At 71.3% G+C, this 22462-nt stretch carries 17 protein-coding genes and 4 tRNA genes; 13 read left to right on the forward strand and 8 right to left on the reverse strand.

Translation table 11 applies throughout. The features are described from left to right. The first annotated feature begins 43 nt into the window (after positions 1-43). From ACGFMM_RS29090 to purM, 4 genes are all read left to right on the forward strand, one after another. On the forward strand, positions 44-832 hold the full coding sequence (locus ACGFMM_RS29090; RefSeq protein WP_393649430.1) for a sterol carrier family protein: 789 nt from the start codon (positions 44-46) through the stop codon (positions 830-832). Positions 833-922: 90 nt separating this feature from the next. Beyond that, positions 923-1732, forward strand: a complete 810-nt coding sequence (locus ACGFMM_RS29095) for an META domain-containing protein (protein ID WP_393649431.1) — start codon at positions 923-925, stop codon at positions 1730-1732. Positions 1733-1984: 252 nt separating this feature from the next. Continuing rightward, the gene (gene purF / locus ACGFMM_RS29100; protein ID WP_393649432.1) at positions 1985-3511 is read left to right on the forward strand and encodes an amidophosphoribosyltransferase; all 1527 of its coding nucleotides are present in this window, start codon (positions 1985-1987) and stop codon (positions 3509-3511) included. Positions 3512-3555: 44 nt separating this feature from the next. Next, entirely contained in the window at positions 3556-4623 is a 1068-nt protein-coding gene (purM, locus tag ACGFMM_RS29105) for a phosphoribosylformylglycinamidine cyclo-ligase (RefSeq protein ID WP_393649433.1), read from the forward strand. A 161-nt stretch (positions 4624-4784) separates the two neighbouring features. On the opposite strand, the gene ACGFMM_RS29110 is transcribed toward purM, so the two are convergent. Together ACGFMM_RS29110 and ACGFMM_RS29115 are read right to left on the reverse strand one after the other, a co-directional pair. Beyond that, the gene (locus tag ACGFMM_RS29110; protein ID WP_393649434.1) at positions 4785-5039 is read right to left on the reverse strand and encodes a DUF3073 domain-containing protein; all 255 of its coding nucleotides are present in this window, start codon (positions 5037-5039) and stop codon (positions 4785-4787) included. A gap of 300 nt (positions 5040-5339) precedes the next feature. Next, positions 5340-6422, reverse strand: coding sequence for a Leu/Phe/Val dehydrogenase (locus ACGFMM_RS29115; protein WP_393649435.1), 1083 nt, complete (start codon positions 6420-6422; stop codon positions 5340-5342). Positions 6423-6576: 154 nt separating this feature from the next. Here ACGFMM_RS29115 and ACGFMM_RS29120 point away from each other — a divergent pair, with 154 nt between their 5' ends. Together ACGFMM_RS29120 and bldC are read left to right on the forward strand one after the other, a co-directional pair. Beyond that, positions 6577-7437, forward strand: a complete 861-nt coding sequence (locus tag ACGFMM_RS29120) for a hypothetical protein (protein WP_393649436.1) — start codon at positions 6577-6579, stop codon at positions 7435-7437. 547 nt (positions 7438-7984) lie between these two features. After that, complete coding sequence (gene bldC, locus ACGFMM_RS29125) at positions 7985-8191, forward strand: developmental transcriptional regulator BldC (protein ID WP_003949541.1); 207 nt, start codon at positions 7985-7987, stop codon at positions 8189-8191. Between the two features lie 231 nt (positions 8192-8422). Here bldC and ACGFMM_RS29130 read toward each other — a convergent pair whose 3' ends face one another. The 3 genes from ACGFMM_RS29130 to hrpA form a co-directional block, all read right to left on the reverse strand. After that, positions 8423-8638, reverse strand: a complete 216-nt coding sequence (locus tag ACGFMM_RS29130) for a DUF6274 family protein (protein WP_393649437.1) — start codon at positions 8636-8638, stop codon at positions 8423-8425. 185 nt (positions 8639-8823) lie between these two features. After that, a tRNA-Asp gene (locus ACGFMM_RS29135) sits at positions 8824-8898 on the reverse strand. 100 nt (positions 8899-8998) lie between these two features. After that, positions 8999-12937 (reverse strand): ATP-dependent RNA helicase HrpA, encoded by a 3939-nt coding sequence (hrpA, locus tag ACGFMM_RS29140; RefSeq protein ID WP_393649438.1) that lies wholly within the window; start codon positions 12935-12937, stop codon positions 8999-9001. A gap of 183 nt (positions 12938-13120) precedes the next feature. On the opposite strand from hrpA, the gene ACGFMM_RS29145 reads away from it, so the two are divergent. From ACGFMM_RS29145 to ACGFMM_RS29155, 3 genes are read left to right on the forward strand one after another with little or no spacing between them, the layout of a single operon-like run. Next, complete coding sequence (locus tag ACGFMM_RS29145; protein ID WP_393649439.1) at positions 13121-13486, forward strand: hypothetical protein; 366 nt, start codon at positions 13121-13123, stop codon at positions 13484-13486. A 58-nt stretch (positions 13487-13544) separates the two neighbouring features. After that, a complete protein-coding gene (locus ACGFMM_RS29150) occupies positions 13545-14333 on the forward strand; it encodes a DsbA family protein (RefSeq protein ID WP_393649440.1) in 789 nt (262 codons plus the stop codon). After that, positions 14330-15175: a cytochrome c biogenesis CcdA family protein gene (locus tag ACGFMM_RS29155; protein ID WP_393649441.1), complete on the forward strand. Its 846-nt coding sequence runs from the start codon at positions 14330-14332 to the stop codon at positions 15173-15175. The genes ACGFMM_RS29150 and ACGFMM_RS29155 overlap by 4 nt, the downstream gene beginning before the upstream one ends. Positions 15176-15213: 38 nt before the next feature. On the opposite strand, the gene ACGFMM_RS29160 is transcribed toward ACGFMM_RS29155, so the two are convergent. The 3 genes from ACGFMM_RS29160 to ACGFMM_RS29170 form a co-directional block, all read right to left on the reverse strand. Further along, positions 15214-15287 (reverse strand) — tRNA-Phe (locus ACGFMM_RS29160). A gap of 22 nt (positions 15288-15309) precedes the next feature. Next, positions 15310-15383, reverse strand: a tRNA-Asp gene (locus ACGFMM_RS29165). 40 nt (positions 15384-15423) lie between these two features. Further along, positions 15424-15496: transfer RNA gene (locus tag ACGFMM_RS29170), tRNA-Glu, on the reverse strand. A gap of 138 nt (positions 15497-15634) precedes the next feature. Between ACGFMM_RS29170 and ACGFMM_RS29175 the strand changes: the two genes are divergently transcribed. The 4 genes from ACGFMM_RS29175 to ACGFMM_RS29190 all read left to right on the forward strand — a co-directional run bounded on the left by ACGFMM_RS29175 (position 15635) and on the right by ACGFMM_RS29190 (position 22422). Beyond that, positions 15635-15985 (forward strand): metallopeptidase family protein, encoded by a 351-nt coding sequence (locus tag ACGFMM_RS29175; RefSeq protein WP_393649442.1) that lies wholly within the window; start codon positions 15635-15637, stop codon positions 15983-15985. Positions 15986-16142: 157 nt separating this feature from the next. Next, the gene (locus tag ACGFMM_RS29180) at positions 16143-16760 is read left to right on the forward strand and encodes a hypothetical protein (RefSeq protein ID WP_393649443.1); all 618 of its coding nucleotides are present in this window, start codon (positions 16143-16145) and stop codon (positions 16758-16760) included. Between the two features lie 200 nt (positions 16761-16960). Continuing rightward, positions 16961-19180 carry a DEAD/DEAH box helicase gene (locus ACGFMM_RS29185; protein WP_393649444.1) on the forward strand — a complete coding sequence of 740 codons (2220 nt, stop codon included), beginning with the start codon at positions 16961-16963 and terminating at the stop codon, positions 19178-19180. A gap of 209 nt (positions 19181-19389) precedes the next feature. Further along, positions 19390-22422 carry an FG-GAP-like repeat-containing protein gene (locus tag ACGFMM_RS29190; RefSeq protein WP_393649445.1) on the forward strand — a complete coding sequence of 1011 codons (3033 nt, stop codon included), beginning with the start codon at positions 19390-19392 and terminating at the stop codon, positions 22420-22422. The last annotated feature ends 40 nt before the right edge of the window (positions 22423-22462 follow it).

Raw genomic sequence — 22462 nt, forward strand, 5'->3', positions numbered from 1 at the left:
GGTTACGGCCCTGCCACACGGCGACCGGACTAGCCTCGGGCCCATGCCCCCTGCCAAGAAGCGCACGCGTTCGTACGACTCCGCCAGGACCCGGGCCGCCGTGCTCGCCCAGTTCGAGAACGTGCGGGCGGCGGTCGTGACGCTCACGCCCGAGCAGCTCGCCGGGCCGACCCGGCTGGGGGCGTGGACGGTGCGGGAGCTTGCCGGGCACCTGACGACGGCCGTCGGCGCGGTCGCCCGGTACCTCGCCGAGCCGGAGCCTGCGAAGCAGGAACTGACGCTGCTCGACTGGCCGTTCGCCACGGTCACGGCGGCCGCGCAGGTCGACGAGGACACCCGGGCGATCGACACCGGCGACCTGGCGGCGCTGTACGTGCGGACCGCGGAGCAGTACACGGAGCGGCTGGCCGGCGTCTCGGACGACCGGCTCGTGCCGACCCGGTTCGGCGCGATGCGGCTGGCGGACTTCCTGGTCACCCGCACCGTCGAGCTCGTCGTCCACACCGACGACCTGAACGCCGCGGCCGGCCTGGAGATCCCGTACGACCGCCAGGCCCTCGCCGCCTGCACCCGGCTGCTCGCCGACGCGCTCGCCGTGAAGGCCCCGGGCGGCTCGGTGGAGGTGCGGATCCCGCCGTACGCGGTCGTGCAGTGCGTGCCGGGCCCGCGGCACACCCGGGGCACCCCGCCCAACGTCGTCGAGACCGATCCGCTGACCTGGATCCGGCTGGCCGCCGGCCGCGCGGACTGGGCGGCCGAGCTGGACGCGGCCCGGGTGAGCGCGAGCGGGGAGCGGGCGGACCTGGCGGAACTCCTGCCGATCATGGGCTGACGGCAGCCGGGCCCGCCCGAACGCCGCGTCCGTCCGGGCGGCGTCCGGAACCGGGCGGAACCGCCCGGCCCGCCGCGCCGTCCCATCGGCATGCAGAAGCCGCGCATCTCCGCAGTCGCCGCCCTGGCCTCGCTCGCCCTGCTCACCGCCTGCGGTACGGAGGGCGGCGCCGGGGGCGGCTCCTCCGTCGAGTCCGACGTGTTCGTCGCCAACGTCCGCTGGGCCTTCGACACGCTCACCGTGGACGGGAAGAAGACCACCGCCCCGGCCGGCGCGTACGTGGAGTTCGCCGAGAACGGCCGGGCGTCCGGGAACTCCGGATGCAACCACTTCGGCGGCGAGGCCGCGGTGGAGGGCGACAGCCTGACCTTCAGCCTCGGGGAGACCACCGAGATGGCCTGCGAGGAGCCGAGTCAGAGCTTCGAGGCGCTGCTGCACAAGACCTTCGACGGGCGGTTCAAGGCCGTCCTCGACGGCGACACCCTCACCCTGACCCGGCAGGACGGCGACACCCTCGTCCTCAGCTCCCAGCCGCCGGCCCCGCTCAAGGGCACCAAGTGGACCGTCGACACCCTGGTCTCCGCAGAGACCGCCACCTCGCTGCCGGCCGGCTCCGAGGGCCGGGCGCACTTCGTCATCGGCGCGGACGGCAAGGTCACCGGCAACCTCGGCTGCAACCGCTTCTCCACCACCGCCGCCGTCTCCGGCTCGACGATCTCCTTCGGCCGGGTCGTCTCGACGCGGATGCTCTGCGCCCCGCCACAGATGACCGTGGAGAAGGCGATGCTGAAGGTCTTCGAGAGCAGGGCGGCGTACGAGCTCCACGTCCGGCAGCTCACCCTCACCGCTCCGGACGGCTCGGGCGTGGCGGCCTCCGCAACGCGCGTAGTCAAGGACTGAGGGCGTTCCCGAAACCCGCCGTCCCTGCGAACTCCGTCACACTCGGGCCTCACCCCCGGCCCTGGTACGAGCGTCCGCTCGGCGCGGACCGCCGTGTGCGCGACCCCGTGGACCCCTTCCCCACCAGGGGTGCGGAGCTCCGTGACCGCTCCCGCGCACGCCGGTGGATCAGCTCGTGCGATCGCACTACCTGCGCACTCCCGCACATTCGCCAATTCGGACCAGTGGTCGATCTCGCCTACACTCGGGAACGTGCCACGTGGTGACGGTCGACTCAATCACGATCTGCTCCCCGGCGAGAAAGGCCCCCAGGACGCGTGTGGCGTCTTCGGTGTCTGGGCTCCGGGTGAAGAGGTCGCAAAGCTCACGTACTTCGGGCTCTACGCCCTCCAGCATCGGGGCCAGGAATCCGCGGGAATCGCGGTCAGCAACGGCTCCCAGATCCTCGTCTTCAAGGACATGGGCCTCGTGTCCCAGGTCTTCGACGAGACCTCTCTCGGTTCCCTCCAAGGTCATATCGCGGTCGGTCACGCCCGCTACTCGACCACCGGGGCCTCTGTGTGGGAGAACGCGCAGCCGACGTTCCGGGCGACCGCCCACGGCTCCATCGCGCTCGGCCACAACGGCAACCTGGTGAACACGGCGCAGCTCGCCGAGATGGTCGCGGACCTGCCCAAGCAGGAAGGCCGCACCACCCGCGTGGCGGCCACCAACGACACGGACCTCCTCACGGCGCTCCTCGCCGCCCAGGTCGACGAGGACGGCAAGCCGCTCACCATCGAGCAGGCCGCCGCGAAGGTCCTCCCCGACGTCCGGGGCGCCTTCTCGCTCGTCTTCATGGACGAGCACACGCTCTACGCGGCCCGTGACCCGCAGGGCATCCGCCCGCTGGTCCTCGGCCGGCTCGAGCGCGGCTGGGTCGTCGCCTCCGAGTCCGCCGCCCTCGACATCTGCGGCGCCAGCTACGTCCGCGAGGTCGAGCCGGGCGAGATGATCGCGATCGACGAGAACGGCATCCGCACGTCGCGATTCGCGGAAGCGAAGCCCAAGGGCTGTGTCTTCGAGTACGTGTACCTGGCCCGCCCGGACACCGACATCGCCGGCCGGAACGTGTACCTCTCCCGCGTGGAGATGGGCCGCCGGCTCGCGAAGGAGGCCCCGGTCGAGGCCGACCTGGTCATAGCGACGCCCGAGTCCGGCACCCCGGCCGCGATCGGCTACGCCGAGCAGTCCGGCATCCCGTTCGGCGCCGGCCTGGTGAAGAACGCCTACGTCGGCCGCACCTTCATCCAGCCCTCGCAGACCATCCGCCAGCTCGGCATCCGGCTGAAGCTGAACCCCCTGAAGGAAGTCATCAAGGGGAAGAAGCTCGTGGTCGTCGACGACTCGATCGTCCGCGGCAACACACAGCGCGCCCTCGTCCGGATGCTCCGCGAGGCGGGCGCCGCCGAGGTCCACATCCGGATCTCCTCGCCGCCGGTCAAGTGGCCGTGCTTCTTCGGCATCGACTTCGCCACCCGCGCGGAGCTGATCGCCAACGGCATGTCCGTCGACGAGATCGGCAAGTCGCTCGGAGCGGACTCGCTCTCGTACATCTCGCTCGACGGGATGATCGAGGCGACCACCATCGACAAGCCGAACCTCTGCCGGGCCTGCTTCGACGGCGAGTACCCGATGGAGCTGCCGGACCCGGAGCTGCTCGGCAAGCAGCTGCTCGAGACCGAGCTGGCCGCCGGCCCGGCCGCCACCGCGGCCGCCGACGCCCTGCGTCGGCCGTAAGTCCCCGCTGCACACTCACGCAGTACGACACGAAAGCCTTCAGCATGTCTGAGACCACTGGTGCCAGCTACGCGTCCGCCGGCGTCGACATCGAGGCCGGCGACCGCGCCGTCGAGCTCATGAAGGAGTGGGTGAAGAAGACCCAGCGCCCCGAGGTCCTCGGCGGCCTCGGCGGTTTCGCCGGCCTCTTCGACGCCTCCGCCCTCAAGCGTTACGAGCGCCCGCTCCTCGCCTCGGCGACGGACGGCGTCGGCACGAAGGTCGACATCGCCCGCCAGATGGGCGTGTACGACACGATCGGCCACGACCTGGTCGCGATGGTCATGGACGACATCGTCGTCTGCGGCGCAGAGCCGCTGTTCATGACGGACTACATCTGCGTCGGCAAGGTCCACCCCGAGCGGGTCGCCGCCATCGTCAAGGGCATCGCCGAGGGCTGCGTCCTGGCCGGCTGCGCGCTGGTCGGCGGCGAGACGGCGGAGCACCCGGGCCTGCTCGGCCCGGACGACTTCGACGTCGCCGGTGCGGGCACGGGCGTCGTGGAGCACGACCGGCTGCTCGGCGCGGATCGTATCCGTACGGGGGACGCGGTCATCGCCATGGCCTCCTCCGGCCTTCACTCCAACGGGTACTCGCTCGTCCGGCACGTGGTCTTCGACCGCGCCGGCATGACCCTCGACCAGCGGGTCGAGGAGCTCGGCCGGACGCTCGGCGAGGAGCTCCTGGAGCCCACGAAGATCTACTCGCTGGACTGCCTGGCGCTGACCCGGACCACCGAGGTCCACGCCTACAGCCACATCACCGGCGGCGGCCTGGCGGCCAACCTGGCCCGGGTGATCCCGGACGGGCTGCACGCCACGGTCGACCGTTCGACCTGGACCCCGGGCGCGATCTTCGACCTGGTCGGCAAGGCCGGGCAGGTCGAGCGGCTGGAGCTGGAGAAGACCCTGAACATGGGCGTCGGCATGATGGCCGTCGTCCCGGCCGACTCCGTCGACGCCGCCCTGACCACGCTCGCGGACCGCGGGGTGGACTCCTGGGTGGCCGGCGAGATCGTCGAGCGCGGCGCGCACACCACGGGCGCGGAGCTGGTCGGCGACTACGCCGTCTGACACCGGATCGGCGCCGGCCGGATCCCGGCCCTTGCGGTCCCGTCCACGGACCGCAGGGGCCCTGCCGGGCGCCGGGCCCGTGCGGCGGTCGTTCCGTACGCAGAACGCACAGAGACCCGGTCCGGGAAGCCCGGACCGGGTCTCTGTCGATCAGTAAGAGGTCAAGCGCGACGCTGGGACGCCGCGGGACCGGACTCGTCGTCCTCGTCCTCGTCGTCGTCGTTGTAACGATCCGCGTACTGCGCGTACGGGTCGTCTTCCTCGTCGTCGTCCTCGAACGGCTCGCCATTCGGCGGCTGGCTCGAAGTCGATGCGCCCAGCTCGTTGGCCAGACGCGACAGGTCAGTCCCGCCGCTGCTGTACTTCAGCTGGCGGGCGACCTTCGTCTGCTTGGCCTTTGCCCGGCCGCGCCCCATGGCTCGACCCCCTCGGTGACGGGGCTCGACGGCCCCAGAGTCTTGACACGCGTTCATGAGTCGGAACGGGCTCTCGACAGAGAGACCGGCCCGTAGGCTTCAACGGTACCTGCTTCCGTGGCCATACGGTACGCCGCCCGCATCACATGCCTCGGTACAGAACCTGCGAGGCGCCCCGTCCCCGCTGGTCAACCGCGATTTTAACCCCTTCTTGAGGTCGACCCGCCGACCGGCGTGAGTCTTGTCTCCGCCTCTGGGCGAACCTCCAAAGAGGGACCCGGCGGGCCGACCTGTCAAGAATCAGCCGCGGCGCGCCTCGGCCATCCGCTGCTCGGCGATCCGGTCGGCCGCCGCGGCCGGCGGAACCCCGTCCGACTTCGCACGCGCGAAGATCTCGAGGGTGGTGTCGAAGATCTTCGCCGCCTTCTTCTTGCAGCGGTCGAAGTCGAAGCCGTGCAGCTCGTCGGCCACCTGGATCACGCCGCCGGCGTTGACGACGTAGTCGGGCGCGTAGACGATCCCGCGGTCCGCGAGGTCCTTCTCGACGCCCGGGTGGGCGAGCTGGTTGTTCGCCGCGCCGCAGACCACCTTGGCGGTCAGCACGGGCACGGTGTCGTCGTTCAGGGCGCCGCCGAGCGCGCAGGGCGCGTACACGTCCAGGCCCTCGACACGGATCAGCGCGTCGGTGTCGGCGACCACGGTGACCTGCGGGTGCTTGTCGGTGATCCGGCGGACCGACTCCTCGCGGACGTCCGTGATCACGACCTCGGCGCCGTCCTGGAGCAGGTGCTCCACCAGGTAGTGGCCGACCTTGCCGACGCCCGCGACGCCGACCTTGCGGCCGCGCAGCGTGGGGTCGCCCCAGACGGTCTGCGCGGAGGCGCGCATGCCCTGGAAGACGCCGAAGGCGGTGAGCACCGAGGAGTCGCCGGCGCCGCCGTTCTCGGGGGAGCGGCCGGTGGTCCAGCGGTTCTCGCGGGCGACGACGTCCATGTCGGCGACGTAGGTGCCGACGTCGCAGGCCGTCACGTACCGGCCGCCGAGGGAGGCCACGAACCGGCCGTAGGCCAGCAGCAGCTCCTCCGTCTTGATCTTCTCCGGGTCGCCGATGATCACGGCCTTGCCGCCGCCGTGCTCCAGGCCGGCCATGGCGTTCTTGTACGACATCCCGCGCGAGAGGTTCAGCGCGTCGGCGACGGCCTCGGCCTCGTTGGCGTACGGGTAGAAGCGGGTGCCGCCGAGGGCCGGGCCCAGGGCGGTGGAGTGGAGGGCGATGACGGCCTTCAGGCCGGAGGCGCGGTCCTGGCACAGCACGACTTGCTCGTGGCCGCCCTGCTCCGAGTGGAACAGGGTGTGCAGGACGCCGTCGGTCACATCGGTCACGGTGGTGACTCCCAAGTACGAAGCGGCGGAGAGGTCCCTCCTGCGGGTGGGGAGGGACCGGTTCGGCAGCAGGGTAAGTCCTACGGGTTGGTAGATCCGCCGCAGTGCTGAGGATCACCCCCTGGCGGAGTACCCGCGTGGAAGGATTCGCGACATGTCGGTCGTCTCCTCAGCGCGCGTCCCGTATGCCTCCTATCTGCGTGTGTACGAGCCGCTGGCGGCCTTCCCGGAGCCGGAACGGACCCACTGGGCGCGGTACGCACGGCGCTCCGAGACCCCCACGGCCCAGGACGAACTGCTCCGTTCGCTGGCGGACTTGGCGCCCACGCCGCCCGTCCCGGTGCCGGTCCACGAGAGCGCGGACGCGTTCGTGGCGGACGTGGACGGGGTGGTCTGCGTCTGTCCGTGGCGGACCCGGCTGCGGGGCTGGCTGGCGATGACGGAGCTGGTGGAGTCGCTGCCGGCGCCGCTGCTCGACGCGATGCTGCCGCCGGTCGTGCGGGCACAGGCGGCGGCGGACTTCGAGCGCTGGCGGGAGGGGAACCCGGACGCGCGGCCGTGGATCCGCACCTCGGTGTGGGAGGTGCCGGTGCGCTGGTTCGCGCTGTTCGCGGACGAGGAGCGCGAGTACGTCCCCGGGGGCGGCCGGGCGGACGCGGAGGCGGCGGAGCAGCCGGTGCTGCGGTACCGGACGCCGATGGTGCAGGCGCGGCGGCGGCTGGCCCGGGCGCTGCGGACGCTGCGGGAGACCATCGACGAGGGGCCGCTGACGGAGGGTCTGGTGGACGTGGGCCGCTGGCTGGAGGAGTTCCACCCGCGCTCGCTGGTGGAGCTGGACTACGGGGGCCTCGTGCACGCGATGCCGGCGGCGGTGCTGGCGGAGGACCGGTCGGCGGCGGACGTGGCCGAGGGGATCGCGGCGCTGCGGGACGGCGACGGCGAGGCGGCGGGCGTGGCGTACGGGCGGCTGATGGAGCGGTGGCGCGCGGTCCGGGACCGGCAGTTCGCGAACTGAGTGGGGATATTGGCGAACTGTTGATCGGGGAACCGTCGACAGACGGCGGGCGTCTCGTGTAAATGATCTTTAAGGCCGCAGAGTCCTTGGGGTACGCGAGCGCGGGACGTAGGTCCCGATCCGGGCCTTTGGCTCAAGCGTGACGGACAGCACTTAGTGCGCCCTTGCGCCCATCACCCACCCTCGTGCCAAAATAGGACAAGGAGTCCGGGGAGGGTTCCTTCCGTCCAACTGTGGGCGGAATGCTCAGCATTGCACTCCATGGGGGGTCTGACGCCTCCTGATCGCTCTGTGACTGATCGTCACGGTGGCGTGACTGTCCGCTATGGCATGGTCCATCGGCTTCCGTCGCTGATGGACACCTGAGAGGGCAATTCCATCGGTTTGGCCGACGTGGCTGGACAGATGGTGTAGTTGTAGTGCCGAGGACAAGCCGTTCGTCCTATAACCGACTCGGCTCGCGTCCGCCATTTCGGGCAACGCGGGTCAAGGTGCAGAATTTAGAGGAAAGAACCGAGAAGGTTCGGTTCTCCCGAGGAGGCCGCTCATGACCGCTCGCACCCCTGATGCCGAGCCGCTGCTGACCCCCGCCGAGGTCGCCACGATGTTCCGCGTGGACCCGAAGACGGTGACCCGTTGGGCGAAGGCGGGCAAGCTGACGTCCATCCGCACGCTGGGTGGACATCGCCGCTACCGCGAGGCAGAGGTCCGCGCGCTTCTTGCGGGTATCCCGCAGCAGCGCAGCGAGGCCTGAAACACGTGCAACACCCCGTAACACCGGGCTTCTCCGGGTCCCCCAATCCGGCCGCCCACCCCTAGCTCTGCCGACCGGCTGCCTGCCCCAACAGGCTCTGTGTCATCGATCGCGCTGGACTCCGCCGGGTCCAGCGCGATCTTCTTTTTGGCCGGCGAGAGTGGTGCAATTGCACATATTAAATCGGCCGGCTGTAGGGAGGGTGTAAGTGAAGAACTTCCTGAAAGTCTTTCAGTGACTCGCGTCACACTCCGGTGAGCCGTTTTCGGCGGGCTCCGGGTCCGGTTCCTCCGCCGGCTCGGGCAGCTCGGGCAGCTCCATGGCGAGCCGCTGGAGGCGATGGCAGACGGGGCAGGTGCGTGTGACATGGCCGTACCGCGATGCGGCCGCCAGGTGGGCGCGCAGCAGCGCGCCGGTCTCGTGCCTCGTCGTCGACGCCCCCGCCATGCGCGCCACCTCCGCTGTGGGCCCAACCCCTGCCTCCGGGGTACCGGCGCACGATGACGGCGTCAAGACGCCCGGGCATACGCCGCACCGCTTCGTATACGACGGAAGGCCCGCACCTCTCGGTGCGGGCCTTGGTTTCACTACGACGAAGGCCCGCACCTTGCGGTGCGGGCCTCTGCCTTCTGCGGTCCTGACGGGATTTGAACCCGCGGCCTCCACCTTGACAGGGTGGCGAGCACTCCAAACTGCTCCACAGGACCTTGCTCGCAGCCTTTGTGTGCGTGGCTGCGAGGAAGACTGTACAGCAGGTCAGACGGTGCGGTCGAACTGACGCCGGGCGGCGTTTCCGCCGCGGTGCGGCTACGGCGCCGCCGCGTCGATCGCCTTGACGATCCGCTTGTCGGAGACGGGGTGCGCCGTGCCCAGGGCGTGCGCGAAGTAGCTCACCCGGAGCTCCTCGATCATCCAGCGGATGTCGGTGACCTCCGTCGGCACCGGGCGGCCCTTCGGGAGCTGTTCGAGCAGCCAGGCGTACTCGTCGAGCATCTCGTGGACCTTCTCCATGCGGGTGGTGTCCCGCTGGACGCCCGTCGGCATCTGCTGCAGGCGGCGGTCCGCCGCGACCAGATAGCGCATCAGGTCCGGCAGCCGGCGCAGGCCCGTACGGGTGACGAAGCCGGCCGGCATCAGCCAGGCGAGCTGGTCCCGGACGTCCGCCACGTTGTTGATCAGGGCCAGGCTGTTCGTCGCCTTCAGGCGCCGCTCGCAGGCGTGCCAGGCGGCCAGGATCTGCTGGACCTGGTCGACGGCGCGGATCGTCAGCTCGACGAGGTCCGTGCGGACCTTGTCGAACAGCTTCCGGAAGGACTCCTCGTCCCAGACCGGCCCGCCGTGGTCCGCCATCAGCTTGTCCGCCGCCGCGGTCGCGCAGTCGTCGAACAGCGCCTGGACGGAGCCGTGCGGGTTCCGGGACAGCGCGAGCTTCTGCTGGTTGGAGAGCCGGTCCGAGGCGAACTTCGCAGGGTTCACCGGGATGTTCAGCATGATCAGCTTCCGCGTGCCCTGCCACATCGCCGCCGCCTGCTCGGCCTCCGTGTCGAAGAGCCGTACGGAGACGGTGTCGCCGGCGTCCACGAGCGCCGGGTACGCCTTGACGGGCTGTCCGGCCCGACGGGTCTCGAAGACCTTCGTCAGCGTGCCGATCGTCCAGTCCGTGAGCCCCGTGCGCTCCAGGGACTGCCCGGAGCCGCTGGGGCCCGCCGTGGCGGCCGCGGCGGCCTTGGAGAGGGCCTGGCGGGCCTTGGGGCGCAGCTTCAGCTTCAGCGCCTCCAGGTCCTTGTCTTCGGCGAGCTTGCGGCGCCGCTCGTCGACGATCCTGAAGGTGATCTTGAGGTGCTCGGGCACCTTCGCCCAGTCGAAGTCCTCGGCCGCGACCGGCACCCCGACCATCCGGTGCAGCTCGCGCGCGAGCGCCGTCGCCAGCGGCTCCTGCACGGGGACGACCGCGTCCAGGAAGCGGGATGCGAAGTTCGGCGCCGGGACGTAGTTGCGGCGGATCGGCTTGGGGAGGGAGCGGATCAGCTCCGTCGCCACCTCTTCCCGCAGGCCCGGGATCTGCCAGTCGAAGCCGTCGTCGGTGACCTGGTTCAGGACCTGGAGCGGGATGTGGACGGTCACGCCGTCCGCGTCCGCGCCCGGCTCGAACTGGTACGTCACCCGGAACTTCAGCTGCCCCTGCCGCCACGAGTCCGGATAGTCGGCCTTGGTGACCGCGCCGGCCTTCTCGTTGATGAGCATCTCGCGCTCGAAGTCGAGGAACTCCGGTTCCTCGTGGCGCTTGTGCTTCCACCAGGAGTCGAAGTGCGCGCCGGAGACGACGTGTTCGGGCACGCGCCGGTCGTAGAAGTCGAAGAGCGTCTCGTCGTCGACGAGGATGTCCCGGCGGCGGGCCCGGTGTTCCAACTCCTCGACCTCGGTGAGGAGTTTGCGGTTGTCGGCGAAGAACTTGTGGTGCGTGCGCCAGTCGCCCTCGACCAGCGCGTTGCGGATGAACAGCTCGCGGGAGGCCTCGGGGTCGATCTTCCCGTAGTTGACCTTGCGGTCGCTGACGATCGGCACGCCGTACAGCGTCACCTTCTCGATCGCCATGACCGCAGCCTGGTCCTTCTCCCAGTGCGGCTCGCTGTACGTCTTCTTCACCAGGTGCTGCGCGAGCGGCTCGATCCACTCCGGCTCGATCCTCGCGTTGACCCGGGCCCACAGCCGCGAGGTCTCCACCAGCTCGGCGGACATGACGAAGCGCGGCGGCTTCTTGAAGAGCGCGGAGCCGGGGAAGACCGCGAACTTGGCGTTGCGGGCACCCAGGTACTCGTTCTTCGCGCCCTCCTTCACGTCCTTCATGCCGATGTGCGAGAGCAGTCCGGCGAGGAGGGAGGTGTGGACGGACTGTTCCGGCGCGTCTTCCTCATTCAGATGGATGCCCATCTGCTTGGCGACCGTCCGCAGCTGGGCGTAGATGTCCTGCCACTCGCGGATCCGCAGGAAGTTCAGGTACTCCGACTTGCACATCCGGCGGAAGGAGCTGGAGCCGCGCTCCTTCTGCTGCTCGCGGATGTACCGCCACAGGTTGAGGAAGGCGAGGAAGTCGCTGGTCTCGTCCTTGAAGCGGGCGTGCTGCTGGTCGGCCTGGGCCTGCTTCTCGGCGGGCCGCTCGCGCGGGTCCTGGATGGACAGCGCGGCCGCGATCACCATGACCTCGCGCACGCAGCCGTTCCGGTCGGCCTCCAGGACCATGCGGGCGAGCCGCGGGTCGACGGGGAGCTGGGAGAGCTTCCGGCCCTGCTCGGTGAGCCGCTTCTTCGGATCCTTCTGGGCCGGGTCGAGCGCGCCCAGCTCCTGAAGGAGCTGCACGCCGTCGCGGATGTTGCGGTGGTCCGGCGGGTCGATGAAGGGGAACTTCTCGATCTCGCCGAGGCCGGCCGCGGTCATCTGGAGGATGACGGACGCGAGGTTGGTCCGGAGGATCTCCGCGTCCGTGAACTCGGGCCGGGCGAGGAAGTCGTCCTCGGAGTACAGCCGGACGCAGATGCCGTCGGACGTACGGCCGCAGCGGCCCTTGCGCTGGTTGGCGCTGGCCTGGCTGACCGGCTCGATCGGCAGCCGCTGGACCTTGGTGCGGTGCGAGTAGCGGGAGATCCGGGCGGTGCCCGGGTCGATCACGTACTTGATGCCGGGGACGGTCAGCGAGGTCTCGGCGACGTTCGTGGCGAGCACGATGCGGCGGCCGGTGTGGGCCTGGAAGACGCGGTGCTGCTCGGCGTGCGACAGGCGCGCGTACAGCGGGAGGATCTCCGTGTTGCGGAGCTGCTTCTTCAGCAGCGCGTCCGCGGTGTCGCGGATCTCCCGCTCGCCGGAGAGGAAGACGAGGATGTCGCCGGGGCCCTCGCCCTGGAGTTCGTCGACGGCGTCGCAGATCGCGGTGATCTGGTCCCGGTCGCTCTCCTCTGAGTCTTCCTCGAGGAGCGGCCGGTAGCGGACCTCGACCGGGTACGTACGGCCGCTGACCTCGACGATCGGGGCGTCGCCGAAGTGGCGGGAGAAGCGCTCCGGGTCGATGGTCGCCGAGGTGATCACGACCTTGAGGTCGGGGCGCTTCGGGAGCAGCTGGGCCAGATAGCCGAGCAGGAAGTCGATGTTGAGGGACCGCTCGTGGGCCTCGTCGATGATGATCGTGTCGTAGGCGCGCAGCTCGCGGTCCGTCTGGATCTCGGCGAGCAGGATGCCGTCGGTCATCAGCTTGACGAAGGTCGCGTCCGGGTTGACCTGGTCGGTGAACCGGACCTTCCAGCCGACCGCCTCGCCGAGGGGGGTCCTCAGCTCCTCCGCGACCCGCTCGGCGACGGTGCGGGCGGCGATCCGGCGGGGCTGGGTGTGCCCGATCATGCCCCGGACGCCGCGGCCCAGCTCCAGACAGATCTTGGGGATCTGCGTGGTCTTGCCGGAGCCGGTCTCACCGGCGACGATCACGACCTGGTGGTCGCGTATCGCCTCGGCGATCTCGTCCTTCTTCTGCGAGACGGGCAGCTGCTCGGGGTACGTGACCGCGGGCATGCGGGCGGCGCGCCCGTCGACCCGCTCCTTGGCCTTGCCGGCCTCGGCGGCGATCTCGTCCAGTACGGCCGCGCGGGCCTCGGGCTTGCGGATGCGGCGGGCGCCCTCGAGACGGCGGCCGAGCCGGTGGGCGTCCCGCAGCGAGACCTCGGCCAGGACGGTCTGGAGGGCGGCGAAGGAAGTAGACATACGGAATCCAGGATCGCACCTGCCGACGAGAACCGGCGAACCGATTTACGAGGCCCTTTCCGGGGGTGTGTCCGGGTCTGTTCGGGGGTGTTCCGGCAGGCGTGGGGCGTCCCGGGCCGGGGGTTCCGAAGGGGCACGGGGGGCGGTGCGTAATATTTCGGGCACCCGACCGGAAGGCCCCCCATGTCCCGCACCGCCGCCCGCGTGCCGGCGGCGTTCGCCGCGCTGGCCGCCGTGGTGCTGGGGCTCCTGGTCTGCGCGGCGGCCCCGGGCGACCGGGCCGTGACCGCCGTCGCCGTCGCCGGTGCGGTGGCGGACGCCGGGGAGCCCGGCTGCGGGCCGGGGAGCCGAACCGGCGAGGGGGCCGCGAACCCCGTCGTACCGCCGCGCGCCCAGGGCTTCGGGGAACTGCTGCCGGCGCTCGCGGGCGGCCGGGCGCTCTGCGGGTACGGGGCGGCCGACGCCCTCGTACGGCACCTGGAGCCGGGGGCGGGCCCGCCGGAGCTCGTACCGCCGTCCCCGCCCGAGCTGTCGGTCCTGAGGGTCTAGACGGGCGGCCGTGTTCGCCGTCGTCCGTCCCTTTCTTCCTGCTCAGGAGCACTTCTGCATGTCCAGGTCCAAGCCGATCGCCATCGTCGCCGGGGTGGCCGTCGCCGCCGCCGTGCTCGGCCTCGTCTCGTACACCGCCACCAAGCCCGACCCTCGCGCCGGCTCCGCCGCGGCCGAGGCTTCCGCCGAGCCGACGACCGGGGTCTACCCCGAGCTGGAGTCGTACGCCCGCCGCGACGCCTCCGACGGGCTGGCGCTGGGCCGCGCCGACGCGCCCGTCGTCCTCATCGAGTACGCGGACTTCAAGTGCGGGTACTGCGGGCAGTTCGCGCGGGGGACCGAGCAGTCCCTGGTGGCGAAGTACGTCCGGACGGGCGTCCTGCGCATCGAGTGGCGTAACTTCCCGATCTTCGGCGAGGAGTCGGAGGCCGCGGCCCGCGCCTCGTGGGCGGCGGCGCGGCAGGGCCGGTTCTGGGAGTTCCACAAGGCCGCGTACGCGAAGGGCGCGAAGGAGAAGGGCTTCGGCGAGGCGCGGCTGACGGCGCTGGCGCGCGAGGCCGGGGTGCCGGACCTGGCGAAGTTCGCCGCGGACTCGGCCAGCCCGGCGGCCCGGGAGGCCGTGTCGGCGGACCAGGAGCAGGGGTACTCGCTCGGCGCGACGTCGACGCCGTCGTTCCTGGTGAACGGCCGGCCGATCGCGGGGGCGCAGCCGCTGGACGTGTTCGTCGACGCCATCGAGTCGGCGGCGCGGACGGCGAAGGCGAAGGGCACGAAGGCGGCCGGACCGTCGGGGACGCCGTCGCCGGGCGCCCCGGTCTCCGCCTCGCCGTCGGCGGCCGCGCGGTGACCGGCGAGTTCGGCTATCTGGCCGCCCTCCTGGGCGGCCTGCTCGCGCTGCTCAGCCCGTGCAGCGCCCTGCTGCTGCCGGCGTTCTTCGCGTACTCGATCGACTCGCCGGGCCGGCTGCTCGCCCGTACCGGCGTCTTCTACGCGGGCCTGGCCACCACGCTCGTCCCGCTGGGCGCTCTTGGCTCGTTCGCCGGCCGTCTCTTCTACGGCCACCGGGACCTTCTCGTGACCGCCGGCGGCTGGCTGATCATCGGCCTCGGCGTGCTGCAGATCCTCGGCCTGGGCTTCGCCTCGCGCCGGATCGCCGAGGTCAGCGGCCGGATCCGGCCGACCACAGCGGTCTCCGTGTACGCGCTCGGACTGGTGTACGGCCTGGCCGGGTTCTGTGCGGGCCCGATCCTCGGCAGCGTCCTGACGGTGGCGGCGCTGAGCGGCAGCCCGGCGTACGGCGGGCTGCTCCTCGCGGTGTACGCGCTGGGGATGGCGGTCCCGCTGTTCCTGCTGGCGCTGCTCTGGGAGCGGTACGACCTGGGCCGGCGGCGCTGGCTGCGCGGCCGGCCGCTGCGGGTCGGCCGTTTCGAGGCGCATTCGACCTCGCTGCTGGCCGGGCTGTTCTTCGTGCTGCTCGGCACGCTCTTCCTGGTCTTCGACGGCACGACCGCCCTGCCGGGGCTGCTGTCGGTGGACGCCTCGTTCGCGGTGGAGCGGCGGGTGGGCGCGCTGGGCGCGGTCGTCCCGGACTGGGCGCTGCTGGCGGCTCTGGTCGCGGTGGTGGGCGCGGTGTTCGGCGTCCGCGCACTGAAGCAGAGCGAGCGGCTGAAGCAGAGCGAGAGGGGATAGCGGAAGGCCCCCGTCCATCGGACGGGGGCCTTCGGTTGTGGCTGGGGCCGGGGTCGAACCGGCGACCTATCGCTTTTCAGGCGATCGCTCGTACCAACTGAGCTACCCAGCCACGAAGCTGTTTCCAGCTTCAGCGACTCTGACGGGACTTGAACCCGCGACCTCCACCTTGACAGGGTGGCGAGCTAACCAACTGCTCCACAGAGCCTTGCTTGTGTGCGAGAACCAGTCTCGCACACGGTGGTGCGTGCCCCCAACGGGATTCGAACCCGTGCTACCGCCTTGAAAGGGCGGCGTCCTGGGCCACTAGACGATGAGGGCTAAGGGCCCACCTGAGCACTTCGTCAGCGCCTCGGGGACGTGAGAAGCATATGGGATGCCGGCGGCTATCGCCAAAACGGTTTCCCCGGGGCCGGCGAGAGCCGCCCAGGGCGGGCGATGCGGAGGGACAATGGCCGCGTGCTGGAGATGACACGCGAGGAGTTCGAGGAACTGGTCGCCGAGGCGCTGGACAGGATCCCGCCGGAGCTGACGCGGCTGATGGACAACGTCGCGGTGTTCGTGGAGGAGGAGCCTGCTCCGGACGACCCCGAACTGCTGGGCCTCTATGAGGGGACGCCGCTGACGGACCGCGGCGAGTGGTACGCCGGGGTGCTGCCGGACCGCATCACGATCTACCGCGGGCCCACGCTGCGGATGTGCGAGTCGAGGGAGGACGTGGTCGCGGAGACGGAGATCACCGTCGTCCACGAGATCGCGCACCACTTCGGGATCGACGACGAGCGGCTGCACGCGCTGGGCTACGGCTGAGCCGCGGGCGAGGGCGGGCGGGCTCCGGGTCCCGGGAGACGGGCTCCGGGGGTGTTCTCTGATCCTTTCGGATCCCTGGGGTTCCGGGCGTGTCCCTCGTGGCGCGCGGGGAGTTGGGCTGTGAAACGCGTTCTTCCCCCTCCTGGAGGTGCCCTCCGTGCGCCCACTGCCCACCCCCGTGAGATGGGCCGCCACCGCGCTTGCGGTCGCCGCCTGCGCCGGACTGAGCGGCTGTATGAGCGTGACCGACGACGGCGCGAAGCCCGCGCCCGGCAAGTCGGCGGGGAAGCGCGAGGGCGTGACGGCCGATTCGGCCGGCGGGGCGGGCGGCGCCGACGCGGGGCGTGAGGGCGCGCACGGGTACGGCGCCGCCGGCAAGGACGGGACGAAGGGCGAGGAGGGCGACGGCGGGGCCTCGCCGTCGCCCGGGGCCTCGCCGGCGCGGTCCGGCAAGCCGGCCGCGGCGGGCGGCGGCGCGGGCGGGCCCGGGCCGCAGCAGCCTCCGGCGCCGCCGGGGCCCGGGGAACCGCAGGGGCCGGGCGAGCCGAGCCCGCCCGGGAACCCGGGCGGCGAGGAGCCGCCTCCGGTCGACCCGACGCCGACGGAGCAGCCGCCGGGCCCGGACCCCTCGCAGAACCCCGACCCGGATCCGAAGCCGAGCGAGCAGCCGTCCGCGACGCCCGGGGCGGACACCCACATGGGGGCCATGAAGGCCGCGGACGACTCCGGCGCGGCGACGGAGCCGCAGGCATCGCCGCAGGTCGGGCCGGTGTGACGGAGGTCGGTTTGCCTTGGGTGGGGGAGGGTGCGTATGGTGGTAGATCGTTTGATCCCATTTGCCCGGCGCCATTACCGAAGAGCGCCGTGACTGGCGCGTACTCTCCCTTGCCGTGGCTGACCGCATTGAGGCGGTCTTGTGCGAATTCACGGAGTTGACGGGCGCGTGCCGAGACTCCGGAAGGTTTCGCATTTCGCATGTCCATTTTCAGTTCTGATCACGCTGTCCTGCCCGAGAACGACGAGATCGTCGAGATCGTCGAGGTGGCGGAAGCCGTCATCGAGACGACCGAGATCGAGGCGTCCGAGTCCGAGGCGTCCGAGTCCGAGGACTCCGCCGAGCCGACCGTCACCTTCGGCGACCTGGGTCTTCCCGAGGGCGTCGTGCGCAAGCTGGCGCAGAACGGTGTGACCACCCCCTTCCCGATCCAGGCCGCGACCATCCCGGACGCCCTGGCCGGCAAGGACATCCTCGGCCGCGGCCGCACCGGCTCCGGCAAGACCCTCTCCTTCGGTCTGCCGACCCTGGCGCAGCTGGCCGGCGGCCACACCGAGAAGAAGAAGCCCCGCGCGGTCATCCTCACCCCGACCCGAGAGCTCGCGATGCAGGTCGCGGACGCCCTCCAGCCGTACGGCGACGTGCTCGGCCTGAAGATCAAGGTCGTCTGCGGCGGTACGTCCATGGGCAACCAGATCTACGCCCTGGAGCGCGGCGTCGACATCCTCGTCGCCACCCCGGGCCGACTGCGCGACATCATCAACCGTGGCGCCTGCTCCCTGGAGAACGTCCAGGTCGCCGTCCTCGACGAGGCCGACCAGATGTCCGACCTGGGCTTCCTGCCCGAGGTCACCGAGCTGCTCGACCAGGTTCCCGAGGGCGGCCAGCGCATGCTCTTCTCCGCCACCATGGAGAACGAGATCGGCACGCTGGTCAAGCGCTACCTGAACAACCCGGTCAGTCACGAGGTCGACAGCGCCCAGGGCAACGTCACGACCATGTCCCACCACGTCCTCGTCGTGAAGCCGAAGGACAAGGCGCCGGTCACGGCCGCCATCGCCGCCCGCAAGGGCCGCACGATCATCTTCGTCCGCACCCAGCTGGGCGCCGACCGCATCGCCGAGCAGCTCGTCGAGGCCGGCGTGAAGGCCGACGCGCTGCACGGCGGCATGACGCAGGGTGCCCGTACCCGCGTTCTCGCCGACTTCAAGGACGGTTACGTCAACGCGCTGGTCGCCACCGACGTCGCCGCCCGCGGCATCCACGTCGACGGCATCGACCTGGTCCTGAACGTGGACCCGGCCGGTGACCACAAGGACTACCTGCACCGCTCGGGCCGTACCGCCCGTGCCGGCCGCTCCGGTGTCGTGGTCTCTCTCGCGCTGCCGCACCAGCGCCGTCAGATCTTCCGTCTGATGGAGGACGCGGGCGTCGACGCCTCGCGCCACATCGTGGGCGGGGCCGGGGCGTTCGACCCGGAGGTCGCCGAGATCACCGGTGCGCGTTCGCTCACCGAGGTCCAGGCCGACTCCGCGAACAACGCGGCCAAGCAGGCCGAGCGTGAGGTCGCCGACCTCACCAAGCAGCTGGAGCGTCTGACGCGCCGCGCCGCCGAACTCCGCGAGGAGGCCGACCGCCTGGTCGCCCGTTCCGCGCGCGAGCGCGGCGAGGACCCGGAGGCCGCGGTCGCCGAGGTGGCCGAGGCCGCCGAGGCGGAGCTGGCCGAGGCCGCGAAGGCCGCCGAGGAGCAGGCCAAGGCCGCCGCTGCCGCGCAGGAGCGCGACCGCGAGCGCGAGCGCCGCGACGACCGGGGCAACTTCGACCGTCGCAACGACCGTCGTGACGGCGACCGCGGTGGCGACCGCGGCGGTTTCCGCCGTGACTTCGACCGTCGTGACAACGACCGCGGTGGCGACCGTGGCGGCTTCCGCCGCGACGACCGTCGTGACGGTGACCGTGGTGGCGACCGCGGTGGCTTCCGCCGCGACTTCGACCGTCGTGACAACGACCGTGGTGGCGACCGTGGCGGCTTCCGCCGCGACGACCGTCGTGACGGTGACCGTGGTGGCGACCGCGGTGGTTTCCGCCGTGACGACCGCCCGCAGGGTGGCTTCCGCCGCGACAACGACCGTGGTGGCGACCGTGGCGGCTTCCGCCGCGACGACCGTCGTGACGGTGACCGTGGTGGCGACCGTGGCGGTTTCCGCCGCGACTTCGACCGCCGTGACGACCGTGGCGGCTTCCGTCGCGACGACCGCCCGTCCGGCGGCCACCGCGGCAGCGACCGTCCGTTCAACCGCGACCGCCGCGACGACCGCCCGTTCGGCCGCCGTGACGACCACCGCGGCAGCACCGGCTCCGGCTCCGGCTCCTCCTTCGGCCGTCGCGACGACAAGCCCCGCTGGAAGCGCAACGGCTGACGGTCGGTAAGAATCCGTCGGTAAGAACCTGAGCAAGGCCCGTACGAGCAGTTCGACTGCTGGTGCGGGCCTTTCTCGTGAACGGCTTTGAACGGGTTCGGAAATTGATTCGTGGCGAGAGAGGCGACTGTTAAAGTCGGTGCATCTGTGGTGAGAGGTGCGGCCGGGGGGCCCTGCGAAACCCTCACCACGGGTCTCTGGGAGGGGACTTGACCCGCATCGCCTCGACGCGCCGCCATGCCCGTACGACGGCGGTCGCCGTCGCCGTGGCCGCCGCGTTCACCACACTCTCGCCGCTCGGCGCGGGCACCGCCGCGGCGGAAGAGCCACTGCCGCCGGCGCTGACCGTCCCGGCCGAACGGCAGGTCGCCCCGGACGCCGGGAGCCTGCAGCTCGCCGGGGCCACCGGCTTCCTGCGCGGCTCGTACGAGGGCGGCTTCACCTGGGTCCCGTACGGCGGCGGCGACGCGGTCCGCTGGGACCAGCAGGGCGCCAACGTCGTGCACGCGACCGGCTCCGACACGATCGCCCGCTACTACACCACCGCCCGCAAGGTCGTCCTGCAGGACGTCCACGGCGGCACCGAGCAGACCGTCGCCATCCCGGCGGGGCGCAACTTCCTGCACATGCTCGGGACCACGCTGATCACCGACGAACGCAAGGACGGCCGCGTCGTCGCGATCCACGCGCTCTCCGTGGAGAACGGCGAGGTGAAGGACCGGCTGCTCGGCGGACTGCCGGAAGGCACGACCCAGGTCGTCGCCTTCGGCGTGCGCGGCGAGGCCGGGTTCTTCGTCCAGTACCAGGTCGCCGGCGCCTGGACCGTCGGGTACGTCGACACCTCGTTCACCGTGAAGCCGACGCCGTTCAAGGCGACCGGGGCGGTCAGCACGCTGAAGCTCCTCGGCAGCCACCTGTATGCCGCGGATTCCACCGCGACCACCGCGCAGCTCTGGGACGTCGCCGACTGGTCGAAGCCGGCGCACGAGTTCCCGAAGCCGGCGGGCACGCCGCTCGGCGTCGTGGGCGGCGAACTGCTGTACTCCCGCGCCGAGTCCGGGTCGCAGACGAGCCGCGAGATCGTGGCCCGGCGGCTCTCCGACGGCGCGGAGCGGGTCCTGCTCGGCGGGGCGCTGCCCGGCCCGCGGGTCGCCGGCCCCGACGGGCGGCTGCTGTTCGTCCGCGCCGACGGCGCGACCGAGCGCACCGTCCACTCCGTGAAGGCCGAGGCCGACGGCACGGCCGCCACCGCCAAGCTGTACGACGTCCCCCTGGCCGCCAGCCGCACCCGGCGCATCGCGGCCGCGCAGGGCGTCCTGCACACCGTCGACGACGTGCCGTACCGCACGGCCCGCGTCCGTTCCACGGAGCTGTCCGTCTCCGGCGCGCTCACGGCCGGCCCGCGGGTGGACCGCGGCGAGCACTCCTACGCGTTCTACGCAGGCTGCCAGGAGCCGTTCTGGTGCCCCGAGCTGGTCCCCACCGGTGACGGCAGGGTCGTCTTCGAGGAGATCAACGGCAGCGGGCTGTACGTCCTGGAGGAGGGCAAGCAGCTCCCGGCGAAGCACTTCCCCGACGTGAAGATCAACGGCGACCTGGAGGCCTCCGGCCGGTACGCCTCGTACAAGGGGTCCGACGGCCGGCACGAGGTCGTGAACCTCGACACCGGCCAGATCGTCTTCCGCCGGGACCTCGGCGGGCGGCCCACGTCGCTGGACGGCGACCGGCTGTGGGTGCAGAGCGCGACCCGGAACGGCGTGATCGACGCGATCGACGTCCGCACGGGCAAGACCGTGGTGCAGAAGGACTACTACTTCCCCTGTGATCTCACGGACCTTCAGGTGCGCAACCAGCTCGCGTACTGGAAGTGCGCCGAGCGCGACGGCCTGCGCGCCCTGAACAACAGCGCCGGCTGGGACCTGCCCGACCACCGTTCGGCGCTCCTCGGCGAGAACTTCGTCGTCCTGGAGCAGGACGGCGTCCTCAAGCGCTACGACGGCGCCTCCCCGGCTGTGGAGCTGGGCAGGCCGGCCGACGTGAAGCCGGGCAACGGCTGGACCGTCGACCGCTTCGCCGGCACCGTGGCCTACGTCGACGCCTCGGGCGACACGCGCGTCACGCGGATCCCCACCACCCTGCCCGTGCGGCGGCTGGACTCCGACGCGCCCGTCTCCTCCGTCGTCATGACGGGCGGAAAGGCCTCCTGGAGCGCCCGCGCCTGGGTCTCCAAGCCGGTTACGACGTCGAGTCTCTCGGTGGTCCACGCGGCCTCCGGCCGCATCGTGCGCACCGTCGAGGGCGGCCCGGCGCGCGGTGTCGTCACGCTGACGTGGGACGGCAAGGACGCGGCCGGACGCCCCGCGCCGGACGGCGTCTACACCTGGGGTATGGGCGCCCAGGGTGCCGACGGCACCGCGAAGTACGGCATCGCCAGCGGCACGTTCACGCTCGGCGGCGCCCAGCCCTCCGCCCGCGACCACTCCGGTCCGTCCACGTACCCCGACGCGAAGGACGACCTCCTCGCGCTGACCTCCGGCGGTTCACTGGACGTGTGGTTCGGCACCGGGACCGGACGGGTCTCCGGGAAGCTCGCCGGGCCCGGCTGGGGGACGACCCTCAACGCCGCCGTGCCGTTCGGCGACGTGAACGGGGACAACTGCAAGGACGTGCTCGTCCGCATGTCCAGCGGTGAGCTGCGCGTGTACAAGCCCGGGTGCGGCAAGGCGCTGACGCCGTCCGTTCCGTACACCAAGGCCGGCAGCGGCTTCGGCGGGATGAACGTGCTGACCTCGGCCGGGGACCTGACGAGGGACGGCCGCGCCGATCTCGTCACGCGGAACGGGGACGCGCTCTACCTGTACGCCGGGAAGGCCGGCGGGACGCTGGCGAGCGGGGTGAGGATCGGGTCCGGGTGGGGCGTGTTCACGCACCTCGCCGGGACCGGGGACCTCGACGGGGACCGGATCGGGGACCTGGTCGCGCGGAAGGGCGACGGGTCGCTGTACCGGTACTCCGGTGCCGGGGCCGGCAAGTTCAAGGCGGCCGTGAAGATCGCCTCCGGGTGGGGCGGCACGTACAACTCCGTCGTCGGCGTCGGTGACCTCGACTCCGACGCCAAGCGCGATCTCGTCGCCCGGACCAGGACCGGACTGCTGTTCCGGATCTCCGGGGACGGCAAGGGCGGGTTCGGCGCTCCCGTGCAGATCGGGTCCGGCTGGGGCTCGTTCAAGGGTCTGTACTGAGAAACGGCGCGGCCGGTGAACCGATACCCGATCGGCTCAC

It is taken from the genome of Streptomyces sp. NPDC048604 (assembly GCF_043199435.1).
In the GTDB taxonomy this organism is placed as follows: Bacteria; Actinomycetota; Actinomycetes; order Streptomycetales; family Streptomycetaceae; genus Streptomyces.

Excerpts from the sequence above, each read along its gene's own strand:
- ACGFMM_RS29110 (WP_393649434.1), bottom strand. The coding sequence starts at position 5,039 with ATGGGGCGCGGCCGGGCAAAGGCCAAGCAGACGAAGGTCGCCCGCCAG.
- purM (WP_393649433.1), top strand. The coding sequence starts at position 3,556 with ATGTCTGAGACCACTGGTGCCAGCTACGCGTCCGCCGGCGTCGACATC.
- bldC (WP_003949541.1), top strand. The coding sequence starts at position 7,985 with ATGACCGCTCGCACCCCTGATGCCGAGCCGCTGCTGACCCCCGCCGAG.
- ACGFMM_RS29150 (WP_393649440.1), top strand. The coding sequence starts at position 13,545 with ATGTCCAGGTCCAAGCCGATCGCCATCGTCGCCGGGGTGGCCGTCGCC.
- hrpA (WP_393649438.1), bottom strand. The coding sequence starts at position 12,937 with ATGTCTACTTCCTTCGCCGCCCTCCAGACCGTCCTGGCCGAGGTCTCG.
- ACGFMM_RS29120 (WP_393649436.1), top strand. The coding sequence starts at position 6,577 with ATGTCGGTCGTCTCCTCAGCGCGCGTCCCGTATGCCTCCTATCTGCGT.
- ACGFMM_RS29185 (WP_393649444.1), top strand. The coding sequence starts at position 16,961 with ATGTCCATTTTCAGTTCTGATCACGCTGTCCTGCCCGAGAACGACGAG.
- ACGFMM_RS29090 (WP_393649430.1), top strand. The coding sequence starts at position 44 with ATGCCCCCTGCCAAGAAGCGCACGCGTTCGTACGACTCCGCCAGGACC.
- ACGFMM_RS29095 (WP_393649431.1), top strand. The coding sequence starts at position 923 with ATGCAGAAGCCGCGCATCTCCGCAGTCGCCGCCCTGGCCTCGCTCGCC.
- ACGFMM_RS29130 (WP_393649437.1), bottom strand. The coding sequence starts at position 8,638 with ATGGCGGGGGCGTCGACGACGAGGCACGAGACCGGCGCGCTGCTGCGC.
- ACGFMM_RS29145 (WP_393649439.1), top strand. The coding sequence starts at position 13,121 with ATGTCCCGCACCGCCGCCCGCGTGCCGGCGGCGTTCGCCGCGCTGGCC.